The organism is Rhizobium sp. AN68 (assembly GCF_030758035.1).
Classification (GTDB): Bacteria; Pseudomonadota; Alphaproteobacteria; order Rhizobiales; family Rhizobiaceae; genus Agrobacterium; species Agrobacterium tumefaciens.
This window is the reverse complement of record NZ_JARWMI010000003.1, coordinates 180,579-202,046: the sequence shown is the minus strand read 5'-3', so window position 1 is coordinate 202,046 and position 21,468 is coordinate 180,579. Positions and strand designations below refer to the sequence as shown.

Genomic DNA, 21,468 nt, shown 5'->3' with positions numbered 1-21,468 from the left:
CAGTTGATAACCTTGCCGCCAAAGACAGCAAGAGGAGCATTCCCCGTGGAAAAACGAAGCCTTGGCCGCACCGGCCTCTCCATCGCCCCGATCGTCTTCGGCGGCAACGTGTTCGGCTGGACAGCGGACGAGAAGACTTCCTTTGCCCTGCTCGATTCATTTTTCGACGCCGGGTTCAACGCCATCGACACGGCAGACGTCTATTCCGCCTGGGTGGACGGGCATGAGGGCGGCGAGTCGGAAGCCATCATCGGAAAATGGCTGAAACAGTCGAGCGTCAAGCGGGAGGACGCGGTGATCGTTACCAAGGTCGGTTTCGACAATCGCGGTCAGAAGACAGGCCTCAGCGCCAAATGGATCGCAGAGGCTGTCGACGCCTCGCTGAAGCGCCTGCAAACCGACTATATCGATCTCTACCTCGCCCATAAGCCGGACGCGGATGTGCCGCTGGAGGAAACGCTTGCAGCCTTTGCAAAGCTGAAGGAACAGGGAAAGATACGCGCCATCGGCTGCTCCAACTATTCGGCGAGCCAGCTTCAGGAGGCGCTGGACACGGCCGCGAAGAACGATCTGCCCCGTTACGATGTGCTGCAGCCGGAATATAATCTCTACAACCGTGCGGATTTCGAAGGCCCGCTTGCCGATCTTTGCGTCGCCCAGGAAATTGGTGTCATCAATTATTATAGCCTCGCGGCCGGGTTCCTCACCGGGAAATATCGCGCCAAGGCGGATACCGAAGGCGTCGCCCGCAGCTACCGGGTGGGTGAATATGTCAACGCCCGCGGCCTTGCCGTTCTGGGCGCCATGGATGCGGTTGCCGTGGAAACCGGAGCCAAGCTTGCCGATATCGCGCTGGCGTGGCTATTGCGGAAGAAGGCCGTGACGGCACCGATTGCCAGCGCCACCAGCCTGTCGCAACTCGAAAGCTTCAAACGCGCCGTCAATCTCAAGCTGACGGATGAGATGATGACGCTGCTCGACAAGGCGGGCGCGTGACATGGATCTTGTAATTCGCGACGCGGAGCCGGAAGACCGGGCAGAATGGCTGCGCCTGTGGAACGACTATCTCGCCTTCTATAACGTACACCTTGCCGAGGAAGTTACGGACCATACATGGGCGCGTATCCTCGATCCGGCATCACGCGTTTCCATGCGCGTGGCTCTTCTGGGCGACAGGATGGCCGGTTTCGCCATCCATCACTTCCATGATTCCACCTGGGTGAAAACGCCCGACTGCTATCTGGAAGACCTGTTCGTTGACGGCGCGATCCGTGGCAAGGGAACAGGCCGGGCGCTGATGGATGACCTCATTGCCATATGCAAGGAAAAGGGCTGGTCCCGGCTTTACTGGAACACGGACGAGCACAATCACCGTGCTCAGAAGCTTTACGACAGCTACGTCAAAAGCGACGGCCATATCCGCTATCGCATCAAGTTCTGATCACCCTCTGAAGCGGAAGAAATCCACGAAAGCCCTTAGCGCCGGGCGCATCTGCCGGCGCGAGGGGTAATAGATATAAAAACCATCAAAGGGCGCGCACCAGTCCTCCAGCACCCGGACCAGCCTGCCTTCCTTGATGTCGTCTTCTACGCGCTGTTCGAAAACGAAAGCCAGACCCGCACCGTCAATCGCCGCCCGGCGAATAAGGCTCTGGTCCGACAGGACGAGCGGCCCCTGCACATCGACCACCAAAGGTCTGCCGTCCTTTTCCAGCTCCCAGCGGTATAGCAGACCGCTGGAGAAGCGACGGAGAATACAGCGATGCCGCATCAAATCCCTCGGCTCACGGGGCGGGGGATTTTCTTCGAAATAGGTGGGCGCGCCGACAATCGCGCCACGCCATGGGCCGCTCGCCTTCACGGCAATCATATCCGCTTCAAGATTCTCGCCGAGCCGCAGGCCGGCATCGAAACCTTTCGCGACAATATCCTCGAAGCGGTCATCGGTCGAAATCTCCAGCGAGATATCTGGATATAGCCGCAGGAACTCGCCAAGCCGGGGCATGATCAGGTCCTCCGCCGCAAGTCTTGGCAGGGTTATCCGCAACGGTCCGGCCGGCCTTCCGCCATGCTCGGCAAGCGTATCGATGACGGCATCGATTTCAGCAAGGGCCGGCCCAAGCGTCTCGAGAAGCCGCCTGCCCTCCTCTGTCGGCGAAACGCTGCGGGTGGTACGATGCAGCAGGCGCAGGCCAAGGCTCGCTTCGAGCGACGATACTGCATGGCTGACGGCGGAAGGCGCAATGGCAAGTTCGGCGGCAGCTTTACGAAAGCTGCGGCCTTCGGCAACGGCAGCGAGGACAGCGAGTTGAGAGAGTTGCACACGGTTCATTGTTCTAAATAATAGAACAACCCGCAACGATTTGCAGCGATTATTTTTGCCGTCTTAGGGCGCTATCTTCTCACCACGCCCCTGACAACGGGCGGCTCCTCATGGAAGGACGAACAGATGAAAAAAAGAACTCTCGGAAACAACCTTTCCGTTTCGGCGCTTGGCCTCGGCTGCATGGGCATGACCCATGCCTATAGCCCGACCGGCGACGAAAATAGTGCAATAGCGACGCTGCACCGCGCCGTCGAACTCGGTGTCACTTTTTTTGACACGGCAGAGGTCTATGGGCCCTACAACAACGAAATCCTCGTCGGCAAGGGTTTGAAGCCCTATCGCGACAAGGTGGTCATAGCTACAAAGTTCGGTTTCAAAATCGACGCCAGCAAACCCGCAGGCCAGATGATGGTGGGCACCGACAGCCGCCCGGAAAATGTGCGCGCCGTCGCCGAAGCCTCTCTCAAACGCCTAGGCGTCGACACCATCGACTTGTTCTATCAGCATCGCGTCGATCCGGATGTTCCAATCGAAGATACGGTCGGCGCCATGGCGGAACTGGTCCGGCAGGGCAAGGTGAAACATCTAGGCCTTTCGGAAGCGAGTGCCGAAACACTTCGCAAGGCGCATTCCACTCACCCGATCGCTGCCATACAGAGCGAATATTCGTTGTGGACCCGCGACGTGGAGGAAAACGGCGTGCTGGAAACCTGCCGGGAACTCGGTATCGGTTTCGTCCCCTTCAGCCCGCTCGGGCGTGGTGCCCTGACGGGCGCGCTGAAATCGCTCGACGGACTTGCATCCGACGATTTCCGCCGCGGCCTGCCGCGCTTCCAAAGTGAGAACTTCGATGCCAATCTGGCGCTCATCAAGCTTCTGGAAGATATGGCTGCCGAAAAGGGTGTTGCCGCCGGGCAACTGGCGCTGGCCTGGGTTCTGGCGCAGGGTGACTTTATCGTTCCGATCCCCGGTACGACGAAAATCGCCAATCTTGAGACAAACGTGGCGGCAGCGAATATATCGCTGACGGCAGAAGAAGTCGCCAGCCTTGGCGCGTTGCTTTCTCCAGCAAAGGTTGCCGGCCAACGATATCCCGAGCGTATGTCCCAGATGGCGAACCGCTAAAAACAAAAAAGCCGAGGCGACTGCCTCGGCTTTTTCAATTCATGGAAACAGAGCTTTACGCTCTCAGCACGCCGCCCGTCGATTTCTCGACATTACCGACGATCTTTGCGGTCAGCGCCTCGAAATCCTCGTCCGTCAGCGTCTTGTCGACCGGCTGGATCTGAACTTCAATGGCGATGGACTTGCGGCTTTCGCCAAGCGATGCACCTTCGAAGACGTCAAAGACATTGACGCCGGTGATCAGCTTGCGATCAGCGCTTGTTGCAGCCTTGATGATGGCCCCTGCCTCGACCGACTTGTCGACCACGAAGGCGAAGTCGCGCTTGACCGCCTGGAAGGGCGAAAGCTCAAGGGCCGGCTTTGTGCGGGTCGCCTTCTTCTTTGGCTCCGGCATGGCGTCGAGATAGATCTCGAAACCGCTATAGACACCGGAAACATCCAGCTCTGAGAGAGTCTTCGGGTGGAATTCACCGAAATAGCCGAGCACGACCTTCGGACCCATCTTGATGGTGCCGGAGCGGCCAGGGTGATACCAGCCGGGAGCGCCGGCCTCGATCTGCACATTGGCCATCGGCAGGCCACAGGCTTCGAGCACCGAAAGCGCATCGGCCTTGGCGTCATAGACATCCACCGGCTTGCCGCCGCCCTTTGTGGCATTGGACCACATGCGGCCGCTGCCTGCGAGCGAGGCCGTGCCACGGCGTACACCGCCGGCAACACGGCGCTGGGTGTCCGGCGTGTCACCCTCATAGGTGCCGGAGACCTCGAAGATTGCCACATCGCCGTGGCCCTTGTCGGCATTGCGCTGTGCTGCGGTCAGAAGGCCCGGCAGAAGCGAAGGACGCATATCCGACATATCGGCCGCGATGGGGTTGGCCAGTTTCAGAGCGGGCGAACCGCCACCGAAAAGCTTCGCGTGAGCTTCCGGGATGAAGGACCACGTGACGGCCTCCAGCATGCCACGGCTGGCAAGCGCACGGCGCGCGGTGCGGGTGCGCACCTGCAGCGTCGTCAAGATGCGGCCGTTGACGGCACCGAAGCTCTCCAGCGGTTCCGGCTTGATGTTGTCGACGCCATGAATGCGCATGACCTCTTCCACCAGATCGGCCTTGCCGTCGACATCCGGGCGCCAGGACGGCACGGTGACGGAAACACGCTCGCCCGTTCCCTCGATGCCGAAACCGAGACCCTTGAGAATGGCCAGGCTTTCTTCCGCCGAAACTTCTAGGCCGGTCAGACGCTTCACTTCCGAGAGCGGAAAATCAACGACCTTGGGCTGATGCCCCTTGTAACCGACGACCTTGGCTTCGCCGGCAACGCCGCCGCAGAGTTCCAGAACCAGTTCGGTGGTGCGTTCCAGACCCGGAACCATATATTCCGGATCGACGCCGCGCTCGAAGCGATAACGGGCATCGGTGATGATGCCGAGCGAACGGCCGGTCTTGGCGATGTTGATCGGATCCCAGAGAGCGGACTCGATCAACACGTCAACGGTGTTTTCATCACAGCCGGAGTGTTCACCGCCCATGACGCCGCCGATGGACTCGAGGCCCTTTTCGTCGGCGATGACGACATTGTTCGGGCCGAGCTTGTATTCGCGCTGATCAAGCGCGAGGATCGTCTCACCCTCTTTCGCACGGCGGACCGTCAGGTCGCCCTTGACCTTGGCGGCATCGAAGACGTGCATCGGCCGGCCCTGATCGAAGGTCATGTAGTTGGTGATGTCCACGAGCGCATTGATGGGACGCAGGCCGATTGCCATCAGACGCTGCTGCATCCACTTCGGGCTCGGGCCGTTCTTCACACCGCGCACGATGCGCAGCGAAAAGCCGGGGCAGAGCGCCGCGTCATCCAGCTCCAGCTTCACGTCGACCGGGGTTGAGCCTTCGACCTTGAAGGACGGCGCTGGCTTGGTCTTGAGCTTGCCGAGACCGGAAGCGGCGAGATCGCGCGCGATTCCATAGATCGAGGTGCAATCCGGGCGGTTTGGCGTCAGATTGATCTCGATGACCGGATCGTCAAGTCCGGCATAGGTCGCGAAAGAAGTGCCGACCGGCGCGTCTTCCGGCAGATCGATGATGCCGTCGTGATCGTCGGAAATGTTCAGCTCTTTTTCGGAGCACATCATGCCGTGGCTTTCGACACCGCGTATCTTGCCGACGGCAAGCGTGACATCGATGCCCGGCACGTAAACGCCAGGACGCGCCAGCGCACCGACAAGGCCGGCGCGCGCATTCGGCGCGCCGCAGACGATCTGTACCGGCTTGCCGTCACCGGCATCCACCATCAACACCTTGAGGCGGTCGGCCTCGGGATGTTTTTCGGCGGAGACGACCTTGGCAATGACGAAAGGCTTATAGGCCGCCTTGTCGTCGACGTCCTCGACCTCAAGCCCGATCGCCGTCAACCGTTCGCAAATCTCGTCCAGCGTCGCATCCGTTTCGAGATGCTCTTTCAGCCAGGAAAGAGTGAATTTCATGTCTTTGCTCCTTGGCTAACCGGATTAAACGCTCAAACCGCCGAACAGCGTCGGCATGTCGAGCGGGCGGAAGCCGTAGTGGTTCATCCAGCGGACATCGGCGTTGAAGAAATCACGCAGGTCCGGCATGCCGTATTTCAGCATGGCGATGCGGTCGAGGCCCATGCCCCAGGCAAAGCCCTGATATTCATCCGGGTCCAGACCGCCGGCGCGCAGCACATTCGGGTGCACCATGCCGCAGCCAAGGATTTCCATCCAGTCGTTGCCTTCGCCGAACTTGACGATCGGGCCGGAGCGGTCGCACTGAATATCCACCTCGAAGCTCGGCTCCGTGAAGGGGAAGAACGACGGGCGGAAGCGCATGACAACGCTATCCACCTCAAAGAAGGTCTTGCAGAACTCTTCAAGTACCCAGCGCAGATTGCCAACATGCGCCTTCTTGTCGATCACCAGACCTTCGACCTGATGGAACATCGGCGAATGGGTGGCATCGGAATCCTGACGATAGGTCTTGCCCGGAATGACGATGCGGATCGGCGGCTTCTGGCTTTCCATGGTGCGGATCTGCACCGGCGAGGTGTGCGTGCGCAGCACCTTGCGCTCGCCGTTTTCATCCGGCTGGAAGAAGAAGGTGTCATGCATTTCGCGGGCCGGATGGCCTTCGGGGAAATTCAGCGCCGTGAAGTTGTAATAGTCCGTTTCGATATCCGGACCTTCGGCGATCGAGAAGCCCATATCTGCAAAGATCGCGGTGATTTCATCGACGATCTGGCTGATCGGATGAATGCGGCCGCGCTCGGTCGGAGACTGGCGGACCGGCAGGCTGACATCAAGCGTTTCCGCCTTCAGGCGGGCGGCAATCGCGGCATCTTTCAGGCCACTCTTGCGTTCACCGATCAGGTCGGTGATTTCAGTCTTGAGCTGGTTGATGGCAGCGCCCCGGGTCTGGCGCTCTTCCGGCGTCATCGACCCCAGCGTCTTCAGAAGCTCCGAAACCGAGCCCTTCTTGCCAAGCGCGGAGACGCGCACGGCTTCGATGGCCGGCTCATCGGCGGCGGCGGCGATCTCCGACATCAGTTGCGATTTCAAGGTATCAAGTTCAGTCATCTTTTCCTGCCTTGCCGGTATTTTTAACAGCGGCTTCGGGGTTCACAGCATTCATCAGATAGTCGGTCGCCATGATAAAGCGTCGCAGATCACTACCCATCCGCACGCGCCCGATCAACCGGGCAAGCGGTAAAAATCGCCCCAGAATGCCGATCAGACGGCACAATTCTTCAAGCGCCCGCGGCGGGGCGTTTTCACGCCAGCGGGCAAAGGCGGCGTCGCAGGTTTTAGGCGCATCGCAGGCGCGGGTCGCGACCTGCAAAAACAGCAGCCAGATATCGCGAGCCTGCGCCGTCTCCAGCGGCATGACCTCCTGCGGGCGCTCCTCGAAATCCATGAAACCGATACGGTCGTCTTTTAAAAAGAAGTCACGCACATGCGGGCGGCCGTGGCAGAGACCCGCCGCATGCAACTCGCCAAGCGCTTCTGCGGATTTCACAAGCAAGGCGTCATGTTGCACCGGATCGGACGCCTTTAGCGCACCCATCCGCTCCATGAGCGTCGGACCGACATCTCCCAGCACCATTGCTGTGCGCGACGAGTAGATCAGCGGCGGAACCGGGAAACCGCCTTGCTGGAACTGCTGCAACGTTTCCAGCTCTCGCTGCATGAGGCCGGCGCCGTCCAGCGGTTCAGAAGGGCGAAGAAAAGCATAAGGCAGAAGTTTTGACAGCAGCTTCTGCATTTTCATCCACCAGGTCACACGTTCCGTGCCCTGCCGTTTGATCCACACCGTCAATTGCGAGAGCTCGACCTTTTGAATGCGCCGGTCACTTTTCAGGAGGACGCGCATCAGAGTTGCGATGTCGTCATCGTCGAGATGAACGCGAAAGCCTTCTGCTTCCACAACCTGAATTTTATTGACCAGCATTTCCGTCCACCAAGGATTTCGCTTCAAACGGCGTGAATACTCCAACTCTTCTAAATTTCTAAATTAAAAAACGCCGATAGAGCTGTATCAGAAACTGAAAACGAAAAACCCGCGCCGGAGGACCGGCGCGGGTTTCAAATGAACAACAGATTGTCCGCGCCGTAATTACTTTACAGCGGTTTCAAACTCGTTGGTCGTACCAGCTTCCTTGAGGTACTCAAGAGCCTTCTTCGCGGTCTCGACGAGCACGCCGAATGCTGCCGGCTCATGGATAGCCATGTCGGACAGAACCTTGCGGTCAACTTCGATGCCAGCCTTGTTCAGGCCGTCGATGAAGCGGCCGTAGGTCAGGCCGAATTCGCGAACAGCAGCGTTGATACGCTGGATCCACAGAGCGCGGAAGTTGCGCTTGTTGACCTTGCGGTCGCGGTAAGCGTACTGCTTGGAACGATCCACGGCAGCCTTAGCTGCGCGGATGGTGTTCTTGCGGCGGCCGTAGAAGCCCTTGGCTGCCTTGAGTGTCTTGGTGTGCTTGGCGCGGGAAGTTACGCCACGTTTTACGCGTGCCATGTCATGATCTCCTTAAAGTGTCCAAAAGTGCGGAAAAGTCTCAGAGACCGTTCGGCAGGTAGTTCTTGACGACTTTTTTGCCGTCAGCTTCGGCGAGAACCATGGTTCCACGCGCGTCGCGAATGAACTTGTTGGTACGCTTGATCATGCCGTGGCGCTTACCGGCGGCGGCTGCAACAACCTTGCCGGTGGCGGTGATCTTGAACCGCTTTTTTGCAGCGGACTTCGTCTTCATCTTGGGCATTTTGCTACTCCGTGTTTTTGTATCGAAACAGGCAGACGAGGCCTATTTCAAGCTATTCAGGAACGGCCTCGGCATGCCCTGCCGGACCGTTCGGACGCGCGCTTATAACCGCAGTCGGTTAAAAGCGCAACGGGGAATACGAACTTCCCCTTGCGGTGGTGCTTCATGCCGCCCGGGCGGCGTGCGCGAAAGAGTTATTTCGGCGCGAGAACCATCATCATCTGACGGCCTTCCAGCTTCGGCTCGGCTTCAACCTTGGCAATCGCCTGGGTATCTTCCTTCACCTGCAGGAGAAGCTTCATGCCGAGTTCCTGGTGGGCCATTTCGCGGCCGCGGAACTTCAGCGTCACCTTCACCTTGTCACCTTCGTCAAAGAAACGGTTCATCGCCTTCATCTTCACGTCATAGTCATGCGTGTCGATGTTGGGGCGCATCTTGATTTCCTTGACCTCGACGATCTTCTGTTTCTTGCGCGCTTCAGCGGCTTTTTTCTGGGTCGAGTATTTAAGCTTGCCGAGATCGAGGATCTTGCATACCGGCGGTTCAGCGTTCGGCGAAATCTCAACGAGATCGAGACCGGCATCCTCCGCCATTTTCAAAGCCTGGTCCGTCGGCATGCTACCGAGGTTCTGGCCCTCTTCATCAATAAGCTGAACTCTGGGAACCCGGATTTCCCGGTTGGAGCGCGGGCCCTCCTTGACGGGGGCATCGGCTTTGAAAGGTCTGCGAATGGTCGTATTCTCCTGATCTGTTTCTGGATCACATCGGCAAAAAACAGCTTGTTTGGTACAAGCGGCGGAAATGTCGTTATTGCCGTGGCGAAGTCAATAGCATATCTGCCCGAAAAGATCACCTGTTGTCACGGTTTTTGCAAATACGCCGCCTTTGTTGCGCGAAATTCAGGAGAATTGCATATACATGACTGAACAAGCCGCTGAATTCCTGCGTGTAGGCATGGGCGACGACGCCCGCGACATCGCCGTCCTTCACCGCCCGGCAACTTCACGAGAAGATGCACCCACGCTTGTCTGGCTCGGCGGTTACCGTTCCGACATGACGGGAACCAAGGCGGTGGAACTCGACCGCTTTGCAGCGGAAAACGGCATTGCCTGCCTGCGGCTCGATTATTCCGGGCACGGCGCTTCCGGCGGTGACTTCCAAAAAGGCACGATTTCAAGATGGCTGGAAGAGGCGCTTGCCGTCGTGCGCCAAAAGGCGCCCTCGCGCGTCGTCCTTATCGGTTCGTCGATGGGTGGATGGATTGCGCTGCGCATGGTCGAGGAACTGCGCAAGGCTGGCGGCACGCCGTCCGTCGCTGGTCTGGTCCTCATTGCGCCAGCCCCCGATTTCACGGCGGACCTGATAGAGCCGAGCCTCACGGATGCGGAAAAACGGTCGCTTGAAGACAAGGGGTATTTCGAGGAACATTCGGAATACAGCCCCGAGCCGAACATCTTTACACGCGCGCTGATGGAAGACGGGCAGCAGAACCGCGTCCTCACCGGCATCATTACCACGGGCTGCCCGGTTCACATCCTGCAGGGAATGCGCGATCCCGATGTTCCCTATCAGCATGCGCTGAAGCTCCTCGAACATCTTCCTGCTGACGACGTCGTCTTGACGCTGATCCGCGATGGCGACCACCGGCTGTCCCGGCCGCAGGATATCGACAGGATGCTGGCTGCCGTCAAAGCCCTTGCAACATAGGCATTTGCGCAACGATCTTAACCATATTTAACGAGTCTTGCGCGCCGCCGATGGCTAGTGATTGACTCCTGCCCCCCAACCCTCTTAACTTTTCATTAAGAATTAAGGGACGGGTTTCATGATGAACGCACCGCTGGCGCGTGCGCTGCTGTTTGCAGTTGCCGCCGGGCTATTGACTGCTGCCTCCGCCGTGGCGGAAACCAAGGGAAGCCCTTCCATGGTGACGGGCGGGATCACATCCCAGCCGATCGGCCATTATGAGTTCTGCCAGAAATACGCGAGCGAGTGCAACATTCGAAGCAAGCTGACGCCGCCACCACGCGTCACCGAGTATGGCTGGGGTGTAGTTCGCGAGATCAACACATCCGTCAACACCTCGATCGTCGCCATGACCGACATGGAAATCTACGGCAAGGAAGAAGTCTGGGAATATCCCACGACCGCTGGCGATTGTGAGGACTTCGTGCTGCTGAAGCGCAAGAAGCTGATCGAGCGTGGGTTTTCCGTTGCTGACCTGCTGATCACTGTCGTGCGCAAGCCTGATGGCGAGGGCCACGCCGTGCTGACGCTCCGCACCACCGATGGCGATTATATTCTCGACAATCTCACCGACGACGTGAAGCTCTGGACCGACACCAACTACACTTATCTGAAGCGGCAGGCGTCCTTCAATTCGGGCCGTTGGGTTTCCATCGAGGATGGCCGCGACGTTCTGGTCGGCGCATTGCGCTGATCGACAGATATTATAGGCTCAATGCAGAAAGCCCGCAGCAAACGCTGCGGGCTTTTTTATTCACTAGGCGTTGCCGATGATGATACCCGCGGCCAGCACCAGCGAACCGCCGAGCACTACCTGAAACACTGCCCGCAGGAACGGCGTTTCCATGAAGCGGTTCTGAATAAAGGCGATGGCCCAGAGTTCCACGAAGACGACGACCGCGGCGATGGCCGTTGCTGTCCAGAAATGCGGAATGAGATAGGGCAGCGCATGGCCAAGGCCACCAACGGCCGTCATGATGCCTGAGGCGAGACCGCGCTTTACCGGAGAGCCACGACCGGAAAGCTTGCCATCATCATGGGCCGCCTCGGTGAAGCCCATGGAAATACCCGCGCCAACGGAGGCCGAAAGGCCGATCAGGAAGGTTTGCCACGTATCCTGCGTGGCGAAGGCGGCTGCGAAGATCGGCGCCAGCGTCGATACGGAACCATCCATCAGTCCCGCAAGACCCGGCTGCACGAAGGTCAGAAGAAATTGCCGCTTTGCGGTTTCCGCCTCTTCTGTCTTGCCGTTTTCGTCGAGATGTTTCTCTTCCAGCATCTGCGCGATGTCTTCGTGACCACGCTCAGCCTCGGCCAGATCGCCGAGCAGCTTGCGGGTCGAGGCATCGCTGGTTCGCTTGACAGCCTCGTCGTAAAAACGGATCGCCTGGGCCTCCATCAATTCCGCCTGCGCACGAATTTTGTCGAGCGACAGGTTCTTCACCAGCCAATCCGGCGTGCGCTCGTAAAAGCCACGCACATGCTCACGGCGGATCAGGGGGATCGTTTCCCCAAATCGCCTGCGGTGCATGTCGATCAGCACGTTTCGATGCTGCTGCTCCACCTCGGCCATATCATCGAAGATTTTTGCGGATTGCGGATATTGCGCGCGCAGATGATCGGCATAGGAGCGGTAGATGCGGGAATCGTCTTCTTCGGACGAGATGGCAAGTGCGAGGATTTCCTGTTCGCCAAGCGAGGAGAACGGGCGTTTGGACAGGGAAAAAAGACTGCGGAACATGGCTGGAACCTCTTTAGAATAATTCTAAATACATCCTGATCACGTCACAATCAAGCCTTTTAGAATTATTCTAATATGCCAAAGGGTCGCATTGCGGAGTGTCGAAGAGCCACGTAGGTTCTGCCGCAAAAGGAAGCACAATGCAGGACCAGATCGCGGCAAAGGCCGCCCACAACGCGGAAATTCAGAACAGGGCGGAAAAGGCCATGGCGGCTATCGGCATCGACGCCGGTTTCGTCGACCTGCTGGTCGAGACATTTTACGGCCGCGTTCTGGAACATCCCACGCTGGGCCCTGTCTTCAATGCGCGGCTTTCCGGGCGCTGGCCGGAGCATATGGCCAGGATGAAACAGTTCTGGGCCGCCGTCGCCTTCAAGAATGGCGGCTACGGCGGCAAGCCGGTGCAGGCGCATCTTGGCGTAAAAGGCATGTCGGCGGAACTGTTCCCGCAATGGCTGGCGCTTTTTTCGGCCACCCTTGACGATATCGCGCCGAGCCCACAAGCCCATAGCTGGTTCATGGAAACTGCGGAACGCATCGCAAAAAGCCTGACGCTTTCGCTGTTTTATAATCCTGCAATGGATGATCCGGCGTTAAAACGCATGCATCCTTAGCCCCATCCGGGCGATGATAGCAGGCCCGGCAAGTTCAAATATTCCCCTTGATGGCCGCGAGGATAAATGTTTAGTAGCCACTGGGAGGCGTACCGTACGGTTCGCCTGTAATATGCAGACATATCAGGGCTTATCGACATGGATCGCAGATCATTTATTCGCAAGGCGGGCGCTGTTGGTGCCGGTGTTACCGCAACCGTGCTGGCCGCTCCGGCCATTGCGCAGGAAAACCCCAAAATCACCTGGCGCATGACGTCGTCATTCACCAAGGGCCTCGACATTCTATTCGGTGCCGGGCAGATCGTCGCCGATCATGTCAAGGAAGCATCCGGCGGCAACTTCGTCATCCAGCATTTCGCCGGTGGCGAAATCGTGCCGGCGCTGCAGGCAGCGGATGCGGTGACGGCCGGAACCGTCGAAATGGCGCATACCTGCTCATACTACTATGTTGGCAAGGACCCGACCTTCGCGCTCGGGACCTCGGTTCCCTTCGGTCTCAATGCACGCCAGACGAATGCATGGTTCAATCAGGCGGGCGGCAACGAGTTGCTCAATGAGTTTCTTGCCCAGCACAATATCTACTCGATCCTGCTCGGCAATACCGGCGCCCAGATGGGCGGCTGGTTCCGCAAGGAAATCAACACCATCGATGACCTGAAGGGCTTGAAAATGCGCATTGCCGGCCTAACCGGCCAGGTGATGCAGAAGGTTGGCGTGACACCGCAGCAGATCGCCGGCGGCGATGTTTACGCCGCTCTGGAAAAGGGCACCATCGATGCAACCGAATTCGTCGGTCCCTATGACGACCAGAAGCTCGGCTTCTACAAGGTTGCGAAATATTACTACTACCCCGCATGGTGGGAAGGTGGCCCAGCCGTTCATGCTTTCGTGAACCTGCAGAAGTTCAACGAGTTGCCGGAGAACTACAAGCGTATTCTGAAAGACGCCTGCGCCGCCGGCAGCGCCAGCATGCTGGAGCGTTATGACGCGCGCAATCCGAAGGCTCTGAAGGAACTCGTGGCGCAGGGCGCCATCCTGCGGCCGTTCAGCCAGGAAATCCTCGACGTCTGCCACAAGGCGGCTCAGGACACCTATGCGGAGATTTCGGCCAAGAACGAAAGCTTCAAGAAGATCTACGAAAGCCAGCAGGCGTTCAAGAAAGACGCCTATCTCTGGGCACAGATCGCCGAATATACCTATGACACCTATATGATGATCCAGCAGCGCAACGGCACGCTCTGATCCTCATTTCAGTATCTTCAAACGGCCATCCTGCATCTGTCGGGTGGCCGTTTTTGTATTCGATACCAGATTCCACACCTCGTGTTCACGCCAGTCCACCGGGCTCATGCCGGTGACGCGGCGAAATTCCCGGTTGAAGTTGGATTTGGTCTGAAAGCCGGAAGACAGCATGATCGCAGTGACCGACTGATCCGTCTCCTCCAGCAACCGGCAGGCTTCGCGGATGCGCAGCTGGTTGACATATTGCGAGACGTTGACGCCGAGCGAGCGATTGATGGCGCCGGAGATTTGCCGGCTCGGCAGACCGAGACGTTTTGCGAGCCGTGACAGGTTTAGGTTCTCATCGCGGTAGAGCGTGTGGGTTTCCATCAAGCGATCAAGCCTTTCGACAACGTCCCGGTCCTGTTGTGAAGGCGCCGGCAAAGACAACTCCGCAGCAGGCTGGGCAGCCGTTTGCGGCGCTTTGCTTTTGCCGGCAAGTGCAGCCATGAGACCGATCAGCAGAAGCCCGAGAAGGTTGGCATTGCTGACAAGTGCGGCAACATTTTCTCCATGCGCCCACTCGAAATCGAAAAACACCAGAAGATCGAAGAACGCGGAAACGCAGAGAGCGACCGCGGCGACAATAAGCGCCTTATGCGCAGATGCGACGCTGGCAAATTGCGCCTCGTCCAGCCCATCCGGCCCTTTTCTTGCCAAAAGAAGCAAGGCAATGGCGTGCCCGACAAAAATCACGATCAGCGCAAAATCGATCGCAACAGGAAGGACGAACTCCAGAAAGACGACGAAGAAAGGTGAAAGCACAAGACTGGCAAACATCGCCCTCCTGCTTTCAACTCCAACGCCCATCAGTCCGCGAAAGGCGATGTAGACGAGAGGCGGCAGGCAGGCAGCCAGAACAGGCAAAACATAACGCGCTTCGCTCACACCATATCCCCAGCGCAAGCCGACAAGAACGGACTGCACGGCGCAAAGCGCGATGAGCGCCAGAAACGCCCGGTTGGTTCGCATATCCTCTGCGCCTCGAAAGAAGACGATGAACATAACGACCAGCAGAAGTGCGACGACAAAAGGCAATGGAATGAAAAGCACGGATAACGATCCCGAAGCGATGAATTACCACCCATTCATGGACCAGATCGCGTTTCGGCACGACCTTTAACGCGATCAAGGACGCATTTATTCACCCTAGAAGAAAAACGGGAGCATCCACCTTGTCAAACGGAGAGGCTCTCATGACACTGAAAAACACCCTTTTCGCACTTCTGATGTGCGCGGCTTTTTCCCCGCAGGCATTTGCCGCAGAGGATGTCGGGCTTACAAGCATCCCTGTTCCTTCCAAGGCTCGCGACACAAACCTTGACGTTACGATCTGGTATCCGGCCAAAGGCGGAGACGGCACACCGGTGCTTTCCTCCGAGAACCGTATCTTTCAGGGAACGGCGGTTCGGAAGGACGCGACCATCAAAGACGGCCATTTCCCCCTCGTGTTGATTTCGCACGGGTCCGGCTCGCGCGCTGAAGGCATGGCCTGGATCGCCGCGAAACTCGCCAGCGAAGGTTTCATCGTCGCCGGAACCAATCATCCCGGCACGACCAGTGGTGACTCGACGCCTGCCGATACGCCGAAAATCTGGGAACGGACGAACGATCTATCCACAATCGTCACGGCCTTGACGACGGACGGCACGTGGTCAGGTGCGATCGACGCGCAACGCATCGGTGTTCTCGGCTTTTCGCTGGGCGGTAGCGCAGCGATGGAGATTGCAGGTGCACGCGCCGATCTTGACGCCTATGTGCGCTATTGTGAAGAGAATGCAGCAATGATGGATTGCCAGTGGTTTGCCGACGGCCGGGCCTATGTCAATAACGAGCCGGTCAGCGTACCGAAGCTCGATCTAAGAACCATCGACAAGGCCCGTTTCGAGCAGCAGAACCGCGATCCACGCATCCGTTCCGCCGTGTTGGTCGATCCGGGTCTGGCGCTGGCGTTCCAGCCGAACAGCCTGAGACAAATCGATATTCCGCTGACCTTCATCAATCTTGGCAGCGAAGGTAAAATACCGCCCGCCGTGCTTGCCGACGAGCTTGCAGCACAAGTGCCTGCCTCTACTTACCAACAGGTCGACGAGGCCAACCATTTTAGCTTCCTGCCCCTTTGCAAGCCGGATGCCGACGCGTTTCTCAAATCCGTTGGCGAGCGCGATCCGATCTGCGAACCGGCCGGGCCCCGCGACCGTAAGGATATTCATGCACAGCTGGAAACGATGATCGTCAACGCCTTCAACCGCAAGCTGAAGCCGGGTCAATAACCATAAGAACCTAGCCGATCCTTTTGTAAAACAGGGTCGTGCCGCAATAACGCCCGTCGGGAAAAAGCGCATAGTCGGGGATGACGCCGACGCGTTCCCAGCCAAGACGGGGATAAATTGCCTCCGCATCGCTACCCGTGGCCGTATCCAGCACCAAAAGGGTACGGCCACGTTTTGCCGCTTCCTGCTCCACCTTTTCCATGAGCTTTCGTGCAAGTCCCAGCCCGCGTGCCGACCGATGCACAAGAAGCTTCATCAGATCACCGCGATGTGGCTGGTTGGGCTTGGAGGCCAGACCGACCTGCACCGTGCCCACCACTTTGTCGTTTACTTCCGCCACCACATGAATGGTGCCGCCTGCTTCCACGGCATCGGCTACATCCTGCCAGAACGGCTCTGCATCTTTTGGGGAGAAAGGCAGCATGAAACCGACAGACGCGCCGCCATTAACGCAGTCGGCGATAACGTCACAAAGTTCGGGCAAGGCATTGATCGTCTCTGCCCGGTTCAATACGCGGATGGTGGCCATTAATAACTCCTGTCGGGGAAAATCAGCGCTGTCTTTGATCCAGCACGACGGCATAACGGGCAGGTTTTTCTGAGGGATTGTGGAAGACATGTCCCTCACCCACCGGCATGAAGAGGCAATCGCCTGGTTCCAGCAGGTGCACGTCTCCACCACTCGTCATCTCCAGCACACCGTCAAAAAGCCAGACATATTGCGTCATTCCGCGGCTTGCCGCATGCGGCGGGAAACCGACCCGTGCGCCCGCCGGGAACTCGACCTCGACAATATCGACATCGGAACCGACGCGTGGCGGGGAGATGGCACGGCGCACATAACCGGTCTCCGGGTCTTTCCAGAGCTGCTGGTCACGCTTTTTCACCAGCGGTGAAACAGCCTCTTCGTCTTCGGCGAAAAAGCCGGAGAGCGACAGGCCTAGCGCTGCGCAGATGCGGGCAAGAAGCGAGGCCGTGGGGCTCGCCTCGCCACGTTCGATGCGGGAAATCATGGCGCGGCTGACGCCGGATTCGGCGGCGAGCCGATCCAGCGTCAAACCATTTTCAGCGCGCAACGTCTTGATGCGGTCGCCGATAGAGCGTTCGAGAATATGATCTTCGTTTTCCATCATGCGAGAATACATTCTCACATGATGGAGTCAATATCTACCATAATGGAAATTACGATCGCTTTTTTACCGCGGGTTCGGCGCGCGGCAAAGATGCATCAGGCACCGACCTGGGCGATCCAATCGTTCAGATTATAGTAGTTCGTTACTCGACTAACTTTTCCATCTTTCAGGTCAAAGAATGCACCAGCCGGCAGGACGTATGTCTGGCCATCGGCTTCCGGCAGGCCTTCATCGGTTGCGAGATATTCGCCGTTCACGATGAATTCCGCAGAGGCGCGCTTGCCGTCCTCGCTCGCCATGATGACCATGTCGGTGAGGTTTTCCTTATAGCAGCGATTCATGTGCTGCATGAAGGATGCAAAAGCAGGCTTTCCGGTCTGACGCTCGCCCTGATTGATGTCATGTACCACCTCGTCGTGAAGAAGCGCCAGAAAGGCATCCATGTCCTGACGGTTGAAGGCATCGTAGTAGGCGCGGATGGTCTCAGTGGCGGTCATTGTCTTCTCCGTTCAATGCTTGCGCAGGGTTTCCATGACGGTATAACCAGTGCAACCGAAAGTGAAAATGCCCATGACCGTCGAAATCAAGTCTCTTTCCGGCATCGAGGCCGCGCCCTATTTCGATGACCTTGCGCGCCTGCGGATCGAAGTGTTTCGCGCCTTTCCCTATCTCTATGACGGATCGCTGGATTACGAGCGCAAATATCTCGCCACCTATGCCGACACGAAAGGCGCGGTTTTTGTGCTGGCGCTGGATGGCGCACACGTGGTGGGCATGTCCACCGGCATGCCCATGGCGGCCGAGACCGACGAGGTGAAGGCGCCCTTCCTGAAGGCGGGTTACGATCCGGACCGAATATTTTACTTCGGCGAAAGCGTGCTTCTGCCCAGCTATCGCGGGCATGGCATCGGGGTGCGGTTCTTTGTGGAGCGGGAGGCGCATGCGAGCAAGCTCGGCTTCAACTGCTGCACCTTCTGCGCGGTCGAGCGCCCCGCCGACCACCCGCGCCGGCCATTGGATTACGTGCCGCTGAATACCTTCTGGGAAAAACGCGGCTATCGCCATCACCCGGAATTGCACACCAGCTTCACCTGGCGGGATCTAGACGAGAGCACCGAAAGCCCAAAGCCCCTGTCGTTCTGGATGAAGACCATTGCTGCCGGAGAAGAAAACAGATGACGAAACTCGCCGCCAGCCAATATGCCATCGAACTCATCGAGACATGGGAAGGCTATGCCGCCCATCTTTCCGCCATCGTGCGCGAGGCGAAAGAAAAAGGCGCCGAGCTGCTGCTGTTGCCGGAATATTCGGCCATGACGCTGACCGGGCAGTTGCCGCCCGATGCGCGCTCGGACCTGCACCGCTCCATCGAAGAGATACAGCCGCTCATCCCCTCATGGGTCGAGCTTTGTGAAGAGCTGGCGCGGCAACATCAAATCCTGTTTCAGCCGGGCAGCGCGCCAGTGAAAGACAAGGACGGCAAGTTCCGCAACCGCGCATGGCTGTTCGGCCCCAACGGACTGATCGGGTATCAGGACAAGCAGATCATGACGCGCTTCGAGCGGGAGCAATGGAACATCCATGCCGGCATCGAGGGCCTGAAAGCCTTCGAGACGCCGATCGGCAGGCTCGGCATCCTCATCTGTTACGACAACGAGTTCCCGATGCTTGGCCGGAAGCTGGCCGAGCTTGGCGTCGAACTGGTTCTCGCTCCCAGCTGCACCGATACGCTGGCCGGCGCCTACCGGGTGCGCATCGGCGCGCAGGCGCGGGCGTTGGAAAACCAATATGCCGTTCTCTCCTCCCCCACGGCGGGTGAGGCTCCATGGTCTCCCGCCGTCGATGAAAATCGTGGCCGCGCAGCACTTTACGTGCCATCCGACTATGGCATGCCGGCATCGGGTATCGTCGCGGAAAGCGAAAGCGATGCGGTGACACACAGCACGTTGCTGATCGCCGATATCGACCTTGCTGCCGTGGCCAAGCTTAGAACCGAAGGACAAGTGGCCACCCGCCGCGACTGGCCGGAGCAGTTTGCGATCTGAAAAGCCCATTTTAAAGGGCTTTTAACCAAATTCCCGCTTTGCGGCATGAGAAGCCCCTGCTATAGCGCGGGGCATGAGCACAAATTCGACCCGCACGCCCCTGGACCATATCCGCAACTTCTCGATCGTTGCCCACATCGATCACGGCAAATCGACGCTGGCCGACCGGTTGATCCAGTCGACAGGCGGCCTTGCCGAGCGCGATATGTCGGAACAGGTTCTCGATTCGATGGATATCGAACGCGAGCGCGGCATCACCATCAAGGCCCAGACCGTGCGCCTGCACTACAAGGCGAATAACGGCGAAACCTATGTGCTGAACCTCATCGACACGCCCGGTCACGTCGACTTTGCCTATGAAGTGTCCCGCTCGCTTTCGGCCTGCGAAGGTTCGCTACTGGTGGTGGACGCATCTCAGGGTGTGGAAGCCCAGACGCTGGCCAACGTTTATCAGGCGATCGACAATAATCACGAGCTGGTGACGGTCTTGAACAAGATCGACCTGCCGGCCGCGGAGCCCGACCGCATCAAGGAACAGATTGAGGAAGTAATCGGCATCGATGCTTCCGAAGCTGTGTTGATTTCGGCCAAGACCGGGCTTGGCATCCCCGATGTTCTCGAAGCCATCGTCAACCGCCTGCCACCGCCGAAGAGCGAAGTCGGCGAGAACGGGCCGCTCAAGGCACTGCTCGTCGACAGCTGGTACGACACCTATTTGGGCGTCATGGTTCTGGTGCGCGTCATCGACGGCGTGCTGACCAAGGGCCAGCAGATCCGCATGATGGGTTCCGGCGCAAAATACGGCGTCGAGCGCGTTGGCGTACTTACCCCGAAGATGGTCAATGTCGACAGCCTCGGCCCCGGCGAGATCGGTTTCATCACCGCCTCGATCAAGGAAGTCGCCGATACGCGTGTTGGCGATACCATTACCGACGACAAGCGCCCGACGGCGCAGGCCCTGCCCGGCTTCAAGCCAGCGCAGCCCGTGGTTTTCTGCGGCCTCTTCCCTGTCGATGCAGCCGACTTCGAAGATCTGCGCGCGGCAGTGGGCAAGCTTCGCCTCAACGACGCCTCCTTCTCCTTCGAAATGGAATCGTCTGCCGCTCTCGGCTTCGGTTTCCGTTGCGGCTTCCTCGGTCTGCTGCATCTTGAAATCATTCAGGAACGTCTCGAGCGCGAGTTCAATCTCGATCTGGTCGCCACAGCACCTTCGGTCGTCTATGAAATGACGCTGACGGATGGCACCGAGAAAGAGCTGCACAACCCGGCTGATATGCCTGATGTCGTGAAGATCAAGGAAATCCGCGAACCGTGGATCAAGGCGACGATCCTGACGCCCGACGAATATCTCGGTGGTATTCTGAAACTCTGTCAGGACCGGCGCGGCCTGCAGACGGAGCTGACCTATGTCGGCAACCGCGCGATGATCACCTATGAATTGCCGCTCAACGAAGTGGTGTTCGATTTCTACGACCGGCTGAAATCCATCTCGAAGGGTTACGCCTCGTTCGACTACAACATCATCGACTATCGCGAAGGCGATCTCGTCAAGATGTCGATCCTCGTGAACGGCGACCCGGTGGACGCACTCTCCATGCTGGTCCACCGCTCGGCGGCTGACCGGCGCGGACGCGGCATGTGCGAAAAGCTGAAGGAACTCATTCCGCCGCACATGTTCCAGATCCCGATCCAGGCGGCCATTGGCGGCAAGGTCATCGCCCGCGAAACCGTGCGCGCGCTGCGCAAGGACGTGACGGCGAAGTGCTACGGTGGCGATGCGACGCGTAAACGCAAACTTCTGGACAAGCAGAAGGAAGGCAAAAAGCGCATGCGCCAGTTCGGCAAGGTGGAGATTCCGCAGGAAGCTTTCATCGCTGCGCTGAAGATGAACGACGAATAAGCGGCCGCTAAAT

General features: G+C 58.4%; 23 protein-coding genes. 11 read left to right on the top strand and 12 right to left on the bottom strand.

What is annotated here, in order from left to right; translation table 11 throughout:
• Positions 1-45: 45 nt before the first annotated feature.
• Together RBH71_RS13990 and RBH71_RS13985 are read left to right on the top strand one after the other, a co-directional pair.
• Positions 46-996, top strand: a complete 951-nt coding sequence (locus RBH71_RS13990) for an aldo/keto reductase (RefSeq protein WP_003514634.1) — start codon at positions 46-48, stop codon at positions 994-996.
• Between the two features lies 1 nt (position 997).
• Complete coding sequence (locus tag RBH71_RS13985) at positions 998-1,441, top strand: GNAT family N-acetyltransferase (protein ID WP_003514632.1); 444 nt, start codon at positions 998-1,000, stop codon at positions 1,439-1,441.
• On the opposite strand, the gene RBH71_RS13980 is transcribed toward RBH71_RS13985, so the two are convergent.
• Positions 1,442-2,332, bottom strand: a complete 891-nt coding sequence (locus RBH71_RS13980) for a LysR family transcriptional regulator (RefSeq protein WP_019564476.1) — start codon at positions 2,330-2,332, stop codon at positions 1,442-1,444. It lies immediately after the preceding gene.
• A gap of 117 nt (positions 2,333-2,449) precedes the next feature.
• On the opposite strand from RBH71_RS13980, the gene RBH71_RS13975 reads away from it, so the two are divergent.
• Positions 2,450-3,451, top strand: a complete 1,002-nt coding sequence (locus RBH71_RS13975; RefSeq protein WP_003514629.1) for an aldo/keto reductase — start codon at positions 2,450-2,452, stop codon at positions 3,449-3,451.
• 55 nt (positions 3,452-3,506) lie between these two features.
• On the opposite strand, the gene pheT is transcribed toward RBH71_RS13975, so the two are convergent.
• The 6 genes from pheT to infC all read right to left on the bottom strand — a co-directional run bounded on the left by pheT (position 3,507) and on the right by infC (position 9,453).
• Positions 3,507-5,930, bottom strand: coding sequence for a phenylalanine--tRNA ligase subunit beta (gene pheT / locus RBH71_RS13970; RefSeq protein ID WP_003514627.1), 2,424 nt, complete (start codon positions 5,928-5,930; stop codon positions 3,507-3,509).
• A 24-nt stretch (positions 5,931-5,954) separates the two neighbouring features.
• Positions 5,955-7,037, bottom strand: coding sequence for a phenylalanine--tRNA ligase subunit alpha (pheS, locus tag RBH71_RS13965; protein WP_003514626.1), 1,083 nt, complete (start codon positions 7,035-7,037; stop codon positions 5,955-5,957).
• Positions 7,030-7,908, bottom strand: coding sequence for a hypothetical protein (locus RBH71_RS13960; RefSeq protein ID WP_003514624.1), 879 nt, complete (start codon positions 7,906-7,908; stop codon positions 7,030-7,032). Before RBH71_RS13960 ends, pheS begins: the two co-directional genes overlap by 8 nt.
• A 165-nt stretch (positions 7,909-8,073) precedes the next feature.
• A complete protein-coding gene (rplT, locus tag RBH71_RS13955) occupies positions 8,074-8,478 on the bottom strand; it encodes a 50S ribosomal protein L20 (protein WP_003514622.1) in 405 nt (134 codons plus the stop codon).
• Positions 8,479-8,518: 40 nt separating this feature from the next.
• Positions 8,519-8,722 (bottom strand): 50S ribosomal protein L35, encoded by a 204-nt coding sequence (gene rpmI / locus RBH71_RS13950; RefSeq protein WP_003493355.1) that lies wholly within the window; start codon positions 8,720-8,722, stop codon positions 8,519-8,521.
• Between the two features lie 194 nt (positions 8,723-8,916).
• A complete protein-coding gene (gene infC / locus RBH71_RS13945) occupies positions 8,917-9,453 on the bottom strand; it encodes a translation initiation factor IF-3 (RefSeq protein WP_060641871.1) in 537 nt (178 codons plus the stop codon).
• 187 nt (positions 9,454-9,640) lie between these two features.
• Here infC and RBH71_RS13940 point away from each other — a divergent pair, with 187 nt between their 5' ends.
• Both RBH71_RS13940 and RBH71_RS13935 read left to right on the top strand, forming a co-directional pair.
• Complete coding sequence (locus RBH71_RS13940; RefSeq protein ID WP_003514619.1) at positions 9,641-10,429, top strand: alpha/beta hydrolase; 789 nt, start codon at positions 9,641-9,643, stop codon at positions 10,427-10,429.
• Positions 10,430-10,547: 118 nt separating this feature from the next.
• A complete protein-coding gene (locus tag RBH71_RS13935) occupies positions 10,548-11,162 on the top strand; it encodes a transglutaminase-like cysteine peptidase (RefSeq protein WP_003514617.1) in 615 nt (204 codons plus the stop codon).
• Positions 11,163-11,225: 63 nt separating this feature from the next.
• Here RBH71_RS13935 and mbfA read toward each other — a convergent pair whose 3' ends face one another.
• Entirely contained in the window at positions 11,226-12,209 is a 984-nt protein-coding gene (mbfA, locus tag RBH71_RS13930; RefSeq protein WP_003514615.1) for an iron exporter MbfA, read from the bottom strand.
• 140 nt (positions 12,210-12,349) lie between these two features.
• Between mbfA and RBH71_RS13925 the strand changes: the two genes are divergently transcribed.
• Positions 12,350-12,823, top strand: a complete 474-nt coding sequence (locus RBH71_RS13925; RefSeq protein ID WP_003514613.1) for a group III truncated hemoglobin — start codon at positions 12,350-12,352, stop codon at positions 12,821-12,823.
• Between the two features lie 138 nt (positions 12,824-12,961).
• The gene (locus RBH71_RS13920; protein WP_003514611.1) at positions 12,962-14,065 is read left to right on the top strand and encodes a TRAP transporter substrate-binding protein; all 1,104 of its coding nucleotides are present in this window, start codon (positions 12,962-12,964) and stop codon (positions 14,063-14,065) included.
• A gap of 3 nt (positions 14,066-14,068) precedes the next feature.
• On the opposite strand, the gene RBH71_RS13915 is transcribed toward RBH71_RS13920, so the two are convergent.
• Complete coding sequence (locus RBH71_RS13915) at positions 14,069-15,157, bottom strand: helix-turn-helix transcriptional regulator (protein ID WP_003514610.1); 1,089 nt, start codon at positions 15,155-15,157, stop codon at positions 14,069-14,071.
• Between the two features lie 143 nt (positions 15,158-15,300).
• Here RBH71_RS13915 and RBH71_RS13910 point away from each other — a divergent pair, with 143 nt between their 5' ends.
• Positions 15,301-16,377, top strand: coding sequence for an alpha/beta hydrolase family protein (locus RBH71_RS13910; protein WP_003514608.1), 1,077 nt, complete (start codon positions 15,301-15,303; stop codon positions 16,375-16,377).
• 10 nt (positions 16,378-16,387) lie between these two features.
• Here the strand turns inward: RBH71_RS13910 and RBH71_RS13905 are convergent, their stop codons facing one another.
• The 3 genes from RBH71_RS13905 to RBH71_RS13895 all read right to left on the bottom strand — a co-directional run bounded on the left by RBH71_RS13905 (position 16,388) and on the right by RBH71_RS13895 (position 18,007).
• On the bottom strand, positions 16,388-16,906 hold the full coding sequence (locus RBH71_RS13905) for a GNAT family N-acetyltransferase (RefSeq protein WP_019564485.1): 519 nt from the start codon (positions 16,904-16,906) through the stop codon (positions 16,388-16,390).
• A gap of 22 nt (positions 16,907-16,928) precedes the next feature.
• Entirely contained in the window at positions 16,929-17,510 is a 582-nt protein-coding gene (locus RBH71_RS13900) for a helix-turn-helix domain-containing protein (protein ID WP_003514603.1), read from the bottom strand.
• A 95-nt stretch (positions 17,511-17,605) separates the two neighbouring features.
• A complete protein-coding gene (locus tag RBH71_RS13895) occupies positions 17,606-18,007 on the bottom strand; it encodes a ketosteroid isomerase-related protein (protein ID WP_003514602.1) in 402 nt (133 codons plus the stop codon).
• 73 nt (positions 18,008-18,080) lie between these two features.
• On the opposite strand from RBH71_RS13895, the gene RBH71_RS13890 reads away from it, so the two are divergent.
• The 3 genes from RBH71_RS13890 (at position 18,081) to lepA (ending at position 21,455) form a co-directional block, all read left to right on the top strand.
• A complete protein-coding gene (locus RBH71_RS13890; protein ID WP_003514600.1) occupies positions 18,081-18,689 on the top strand; it encodes a hypothetical protein in 609 nt (202 codons plus the stop codon).
• Positions 18,686-19,555 (top strand): carbon-nitrogen hydrolase family protein, encoded by an 870-nt coding sequence (locus RBH71_RS13885; RefSeq protein ID WP_003514598.1) that lies wholly within the window; start codon positions 18,686-18,688, stop codon positions 19,553-19,555. Before RBH71_RS13890 ends, RBH71_RS13885 begins: the two co-directional genes overlap by 4 nt.
• A 61-nt stretch (positions 19,556-19,616) precedes the next feature.
• Positions 19,617-21,455 carry a translation elongation factor 4 gene (gene lepA / locus RBH71_RS13880; RefSeq protein WP_025592156.1) on the top strand — a complete coding sequence of 613 codons (1,839 nt, stop codon included), beginning with the start codon at positions 19,617-19,619 and terminating at the stop codon, positions 21,453-21,455.
• Positions 21,456-21,468: the final 13 nt, after the last annotated feature.

Coding starts and splice junctions, on each gene's coding strand:
- pheS (WP_003514626.1), bottom strand. CDS start 7,037: ATGACTGAACTTGATACCTTGAAATCGCAACTGATGTCGGAGATCGCC.
- RBH71_RS13935 (WP_003514617.1), top strand. CDS start 10,548: ATGATGAACGCACCGCTGGCGCGTGCGCTGCTGTTTGCAGTTGCCGCC.
- RBH71_RS13895 (WP_003514602.1), bottom strand. CDS start 18,007: ATGACCGCCACTGAGACCATCCGCGCCTACTACGATGCCTTCAACCGT.
- pheT (WP_003514627.1), bottom strand. CDS start 5,930: ATGAAATTCACTCTTTCCTGGCTGAAAGAGCATCTCGAAACGGATGCG.
- rplT (WP_003514622.1), bottom strand. CDS start 8,478: ATGGCACGCGTAAAACGTGGCGTAACTTCCCGCGCCAAGCACACCAAG.
- RBH71_RS13980 (WP_019564476.1), bottom strand. CDS start 2,332: ATGAACCGTGTGCAACTCTCTCAACTCGCTGTCCTCGCTGCCGTTGCC.
- RBH71_RS13975 (WP_003514629.1), top strand. CDS start 2,450: ATGAAAAAAAGAACTCTCGGAAACAACCTTTCCGTTTCGGCGCTTGGC.
- RBH71_RS13900 (WP_003514603.1), bottom strand. CDS start 17,510: ATGATGGAAAACGAAGATCATATTCTCGAACGCTCTATCGGCGACCGC.
- RBH71_RS13890 (WP_003514600.1), top strand. CDS start 18,081: ATGACCGTCGAAATCAAGTCTCTTTCCGGCATCGAGGCCGCGCCCTAT.
- RBH71_RS13925 (WP_003514613.1), top strand. CDS start 12,350: ATGCAGGACCAGATCGCGGCAAAGGCCGCCCACAACGCGGAAATTCAG.
- RBH71_RS13985 (WP_003514632.1), top strand. CDS start 998: ATGGATCTTGTAATTCGCGACGCGGAGCCGGAAGACCGGGCAGAATGG.
- RBH71_RS13885 (WP_003514598.1), top strand. CDS start 18,686: ATGACGAAACTCGCCGCCAGCCAATATGCCATCGAACTCATCGAGACA.
- rpmI (WP_003493355.1), bottom strand. CDS start 8,722: ATGCCCAAGATGAAGACGAAGTCCGCTGCAAAAAAGCGGTTCAAGATC.
- RBH71_RS13960 (WP_003514624.1), bottom strand. CDS start 7,908: ATGCTGGTCAATAAAATTCAGGTTGTGGAAGCAGAAGGCTTTCGCGTT.
- RBH71_RS13940 (WP_003514619.1), top strand. CDS start 9,641: ATGACTGAACAAGCCGCTGAATTCCTGCGTGTAGGCATGGGCGACGAC.
- RBH71_RS13920 (WP_003514611.1), top strand. CDS start 12,962: ATGGATCGCAGATCATTTATTCGCAAGGCGGGCGCTGTTGGTGCCGGT.
- mbfA (WP_003514615.1), bottom strand. CDS start 12,209: ATGTTCCGCAGTCTTTTTTCCCTGTCCAAACGCCCGTTCTCCTCGCTT.
- RBH71_RS13910 (WP_003514608.1), top strand. CDS start 15,301: ATGACACTGAAAAACACCCTTTTCGCACTTCTGATGTGCGCGGCTTTT.
- RBH71_RS13905 (WP_019564485.1), bottom strand. CDS start 16,906: ATGGCCACCATCCGCGTATTGAACCGGGCAGAGACGATCAATGCCTTG.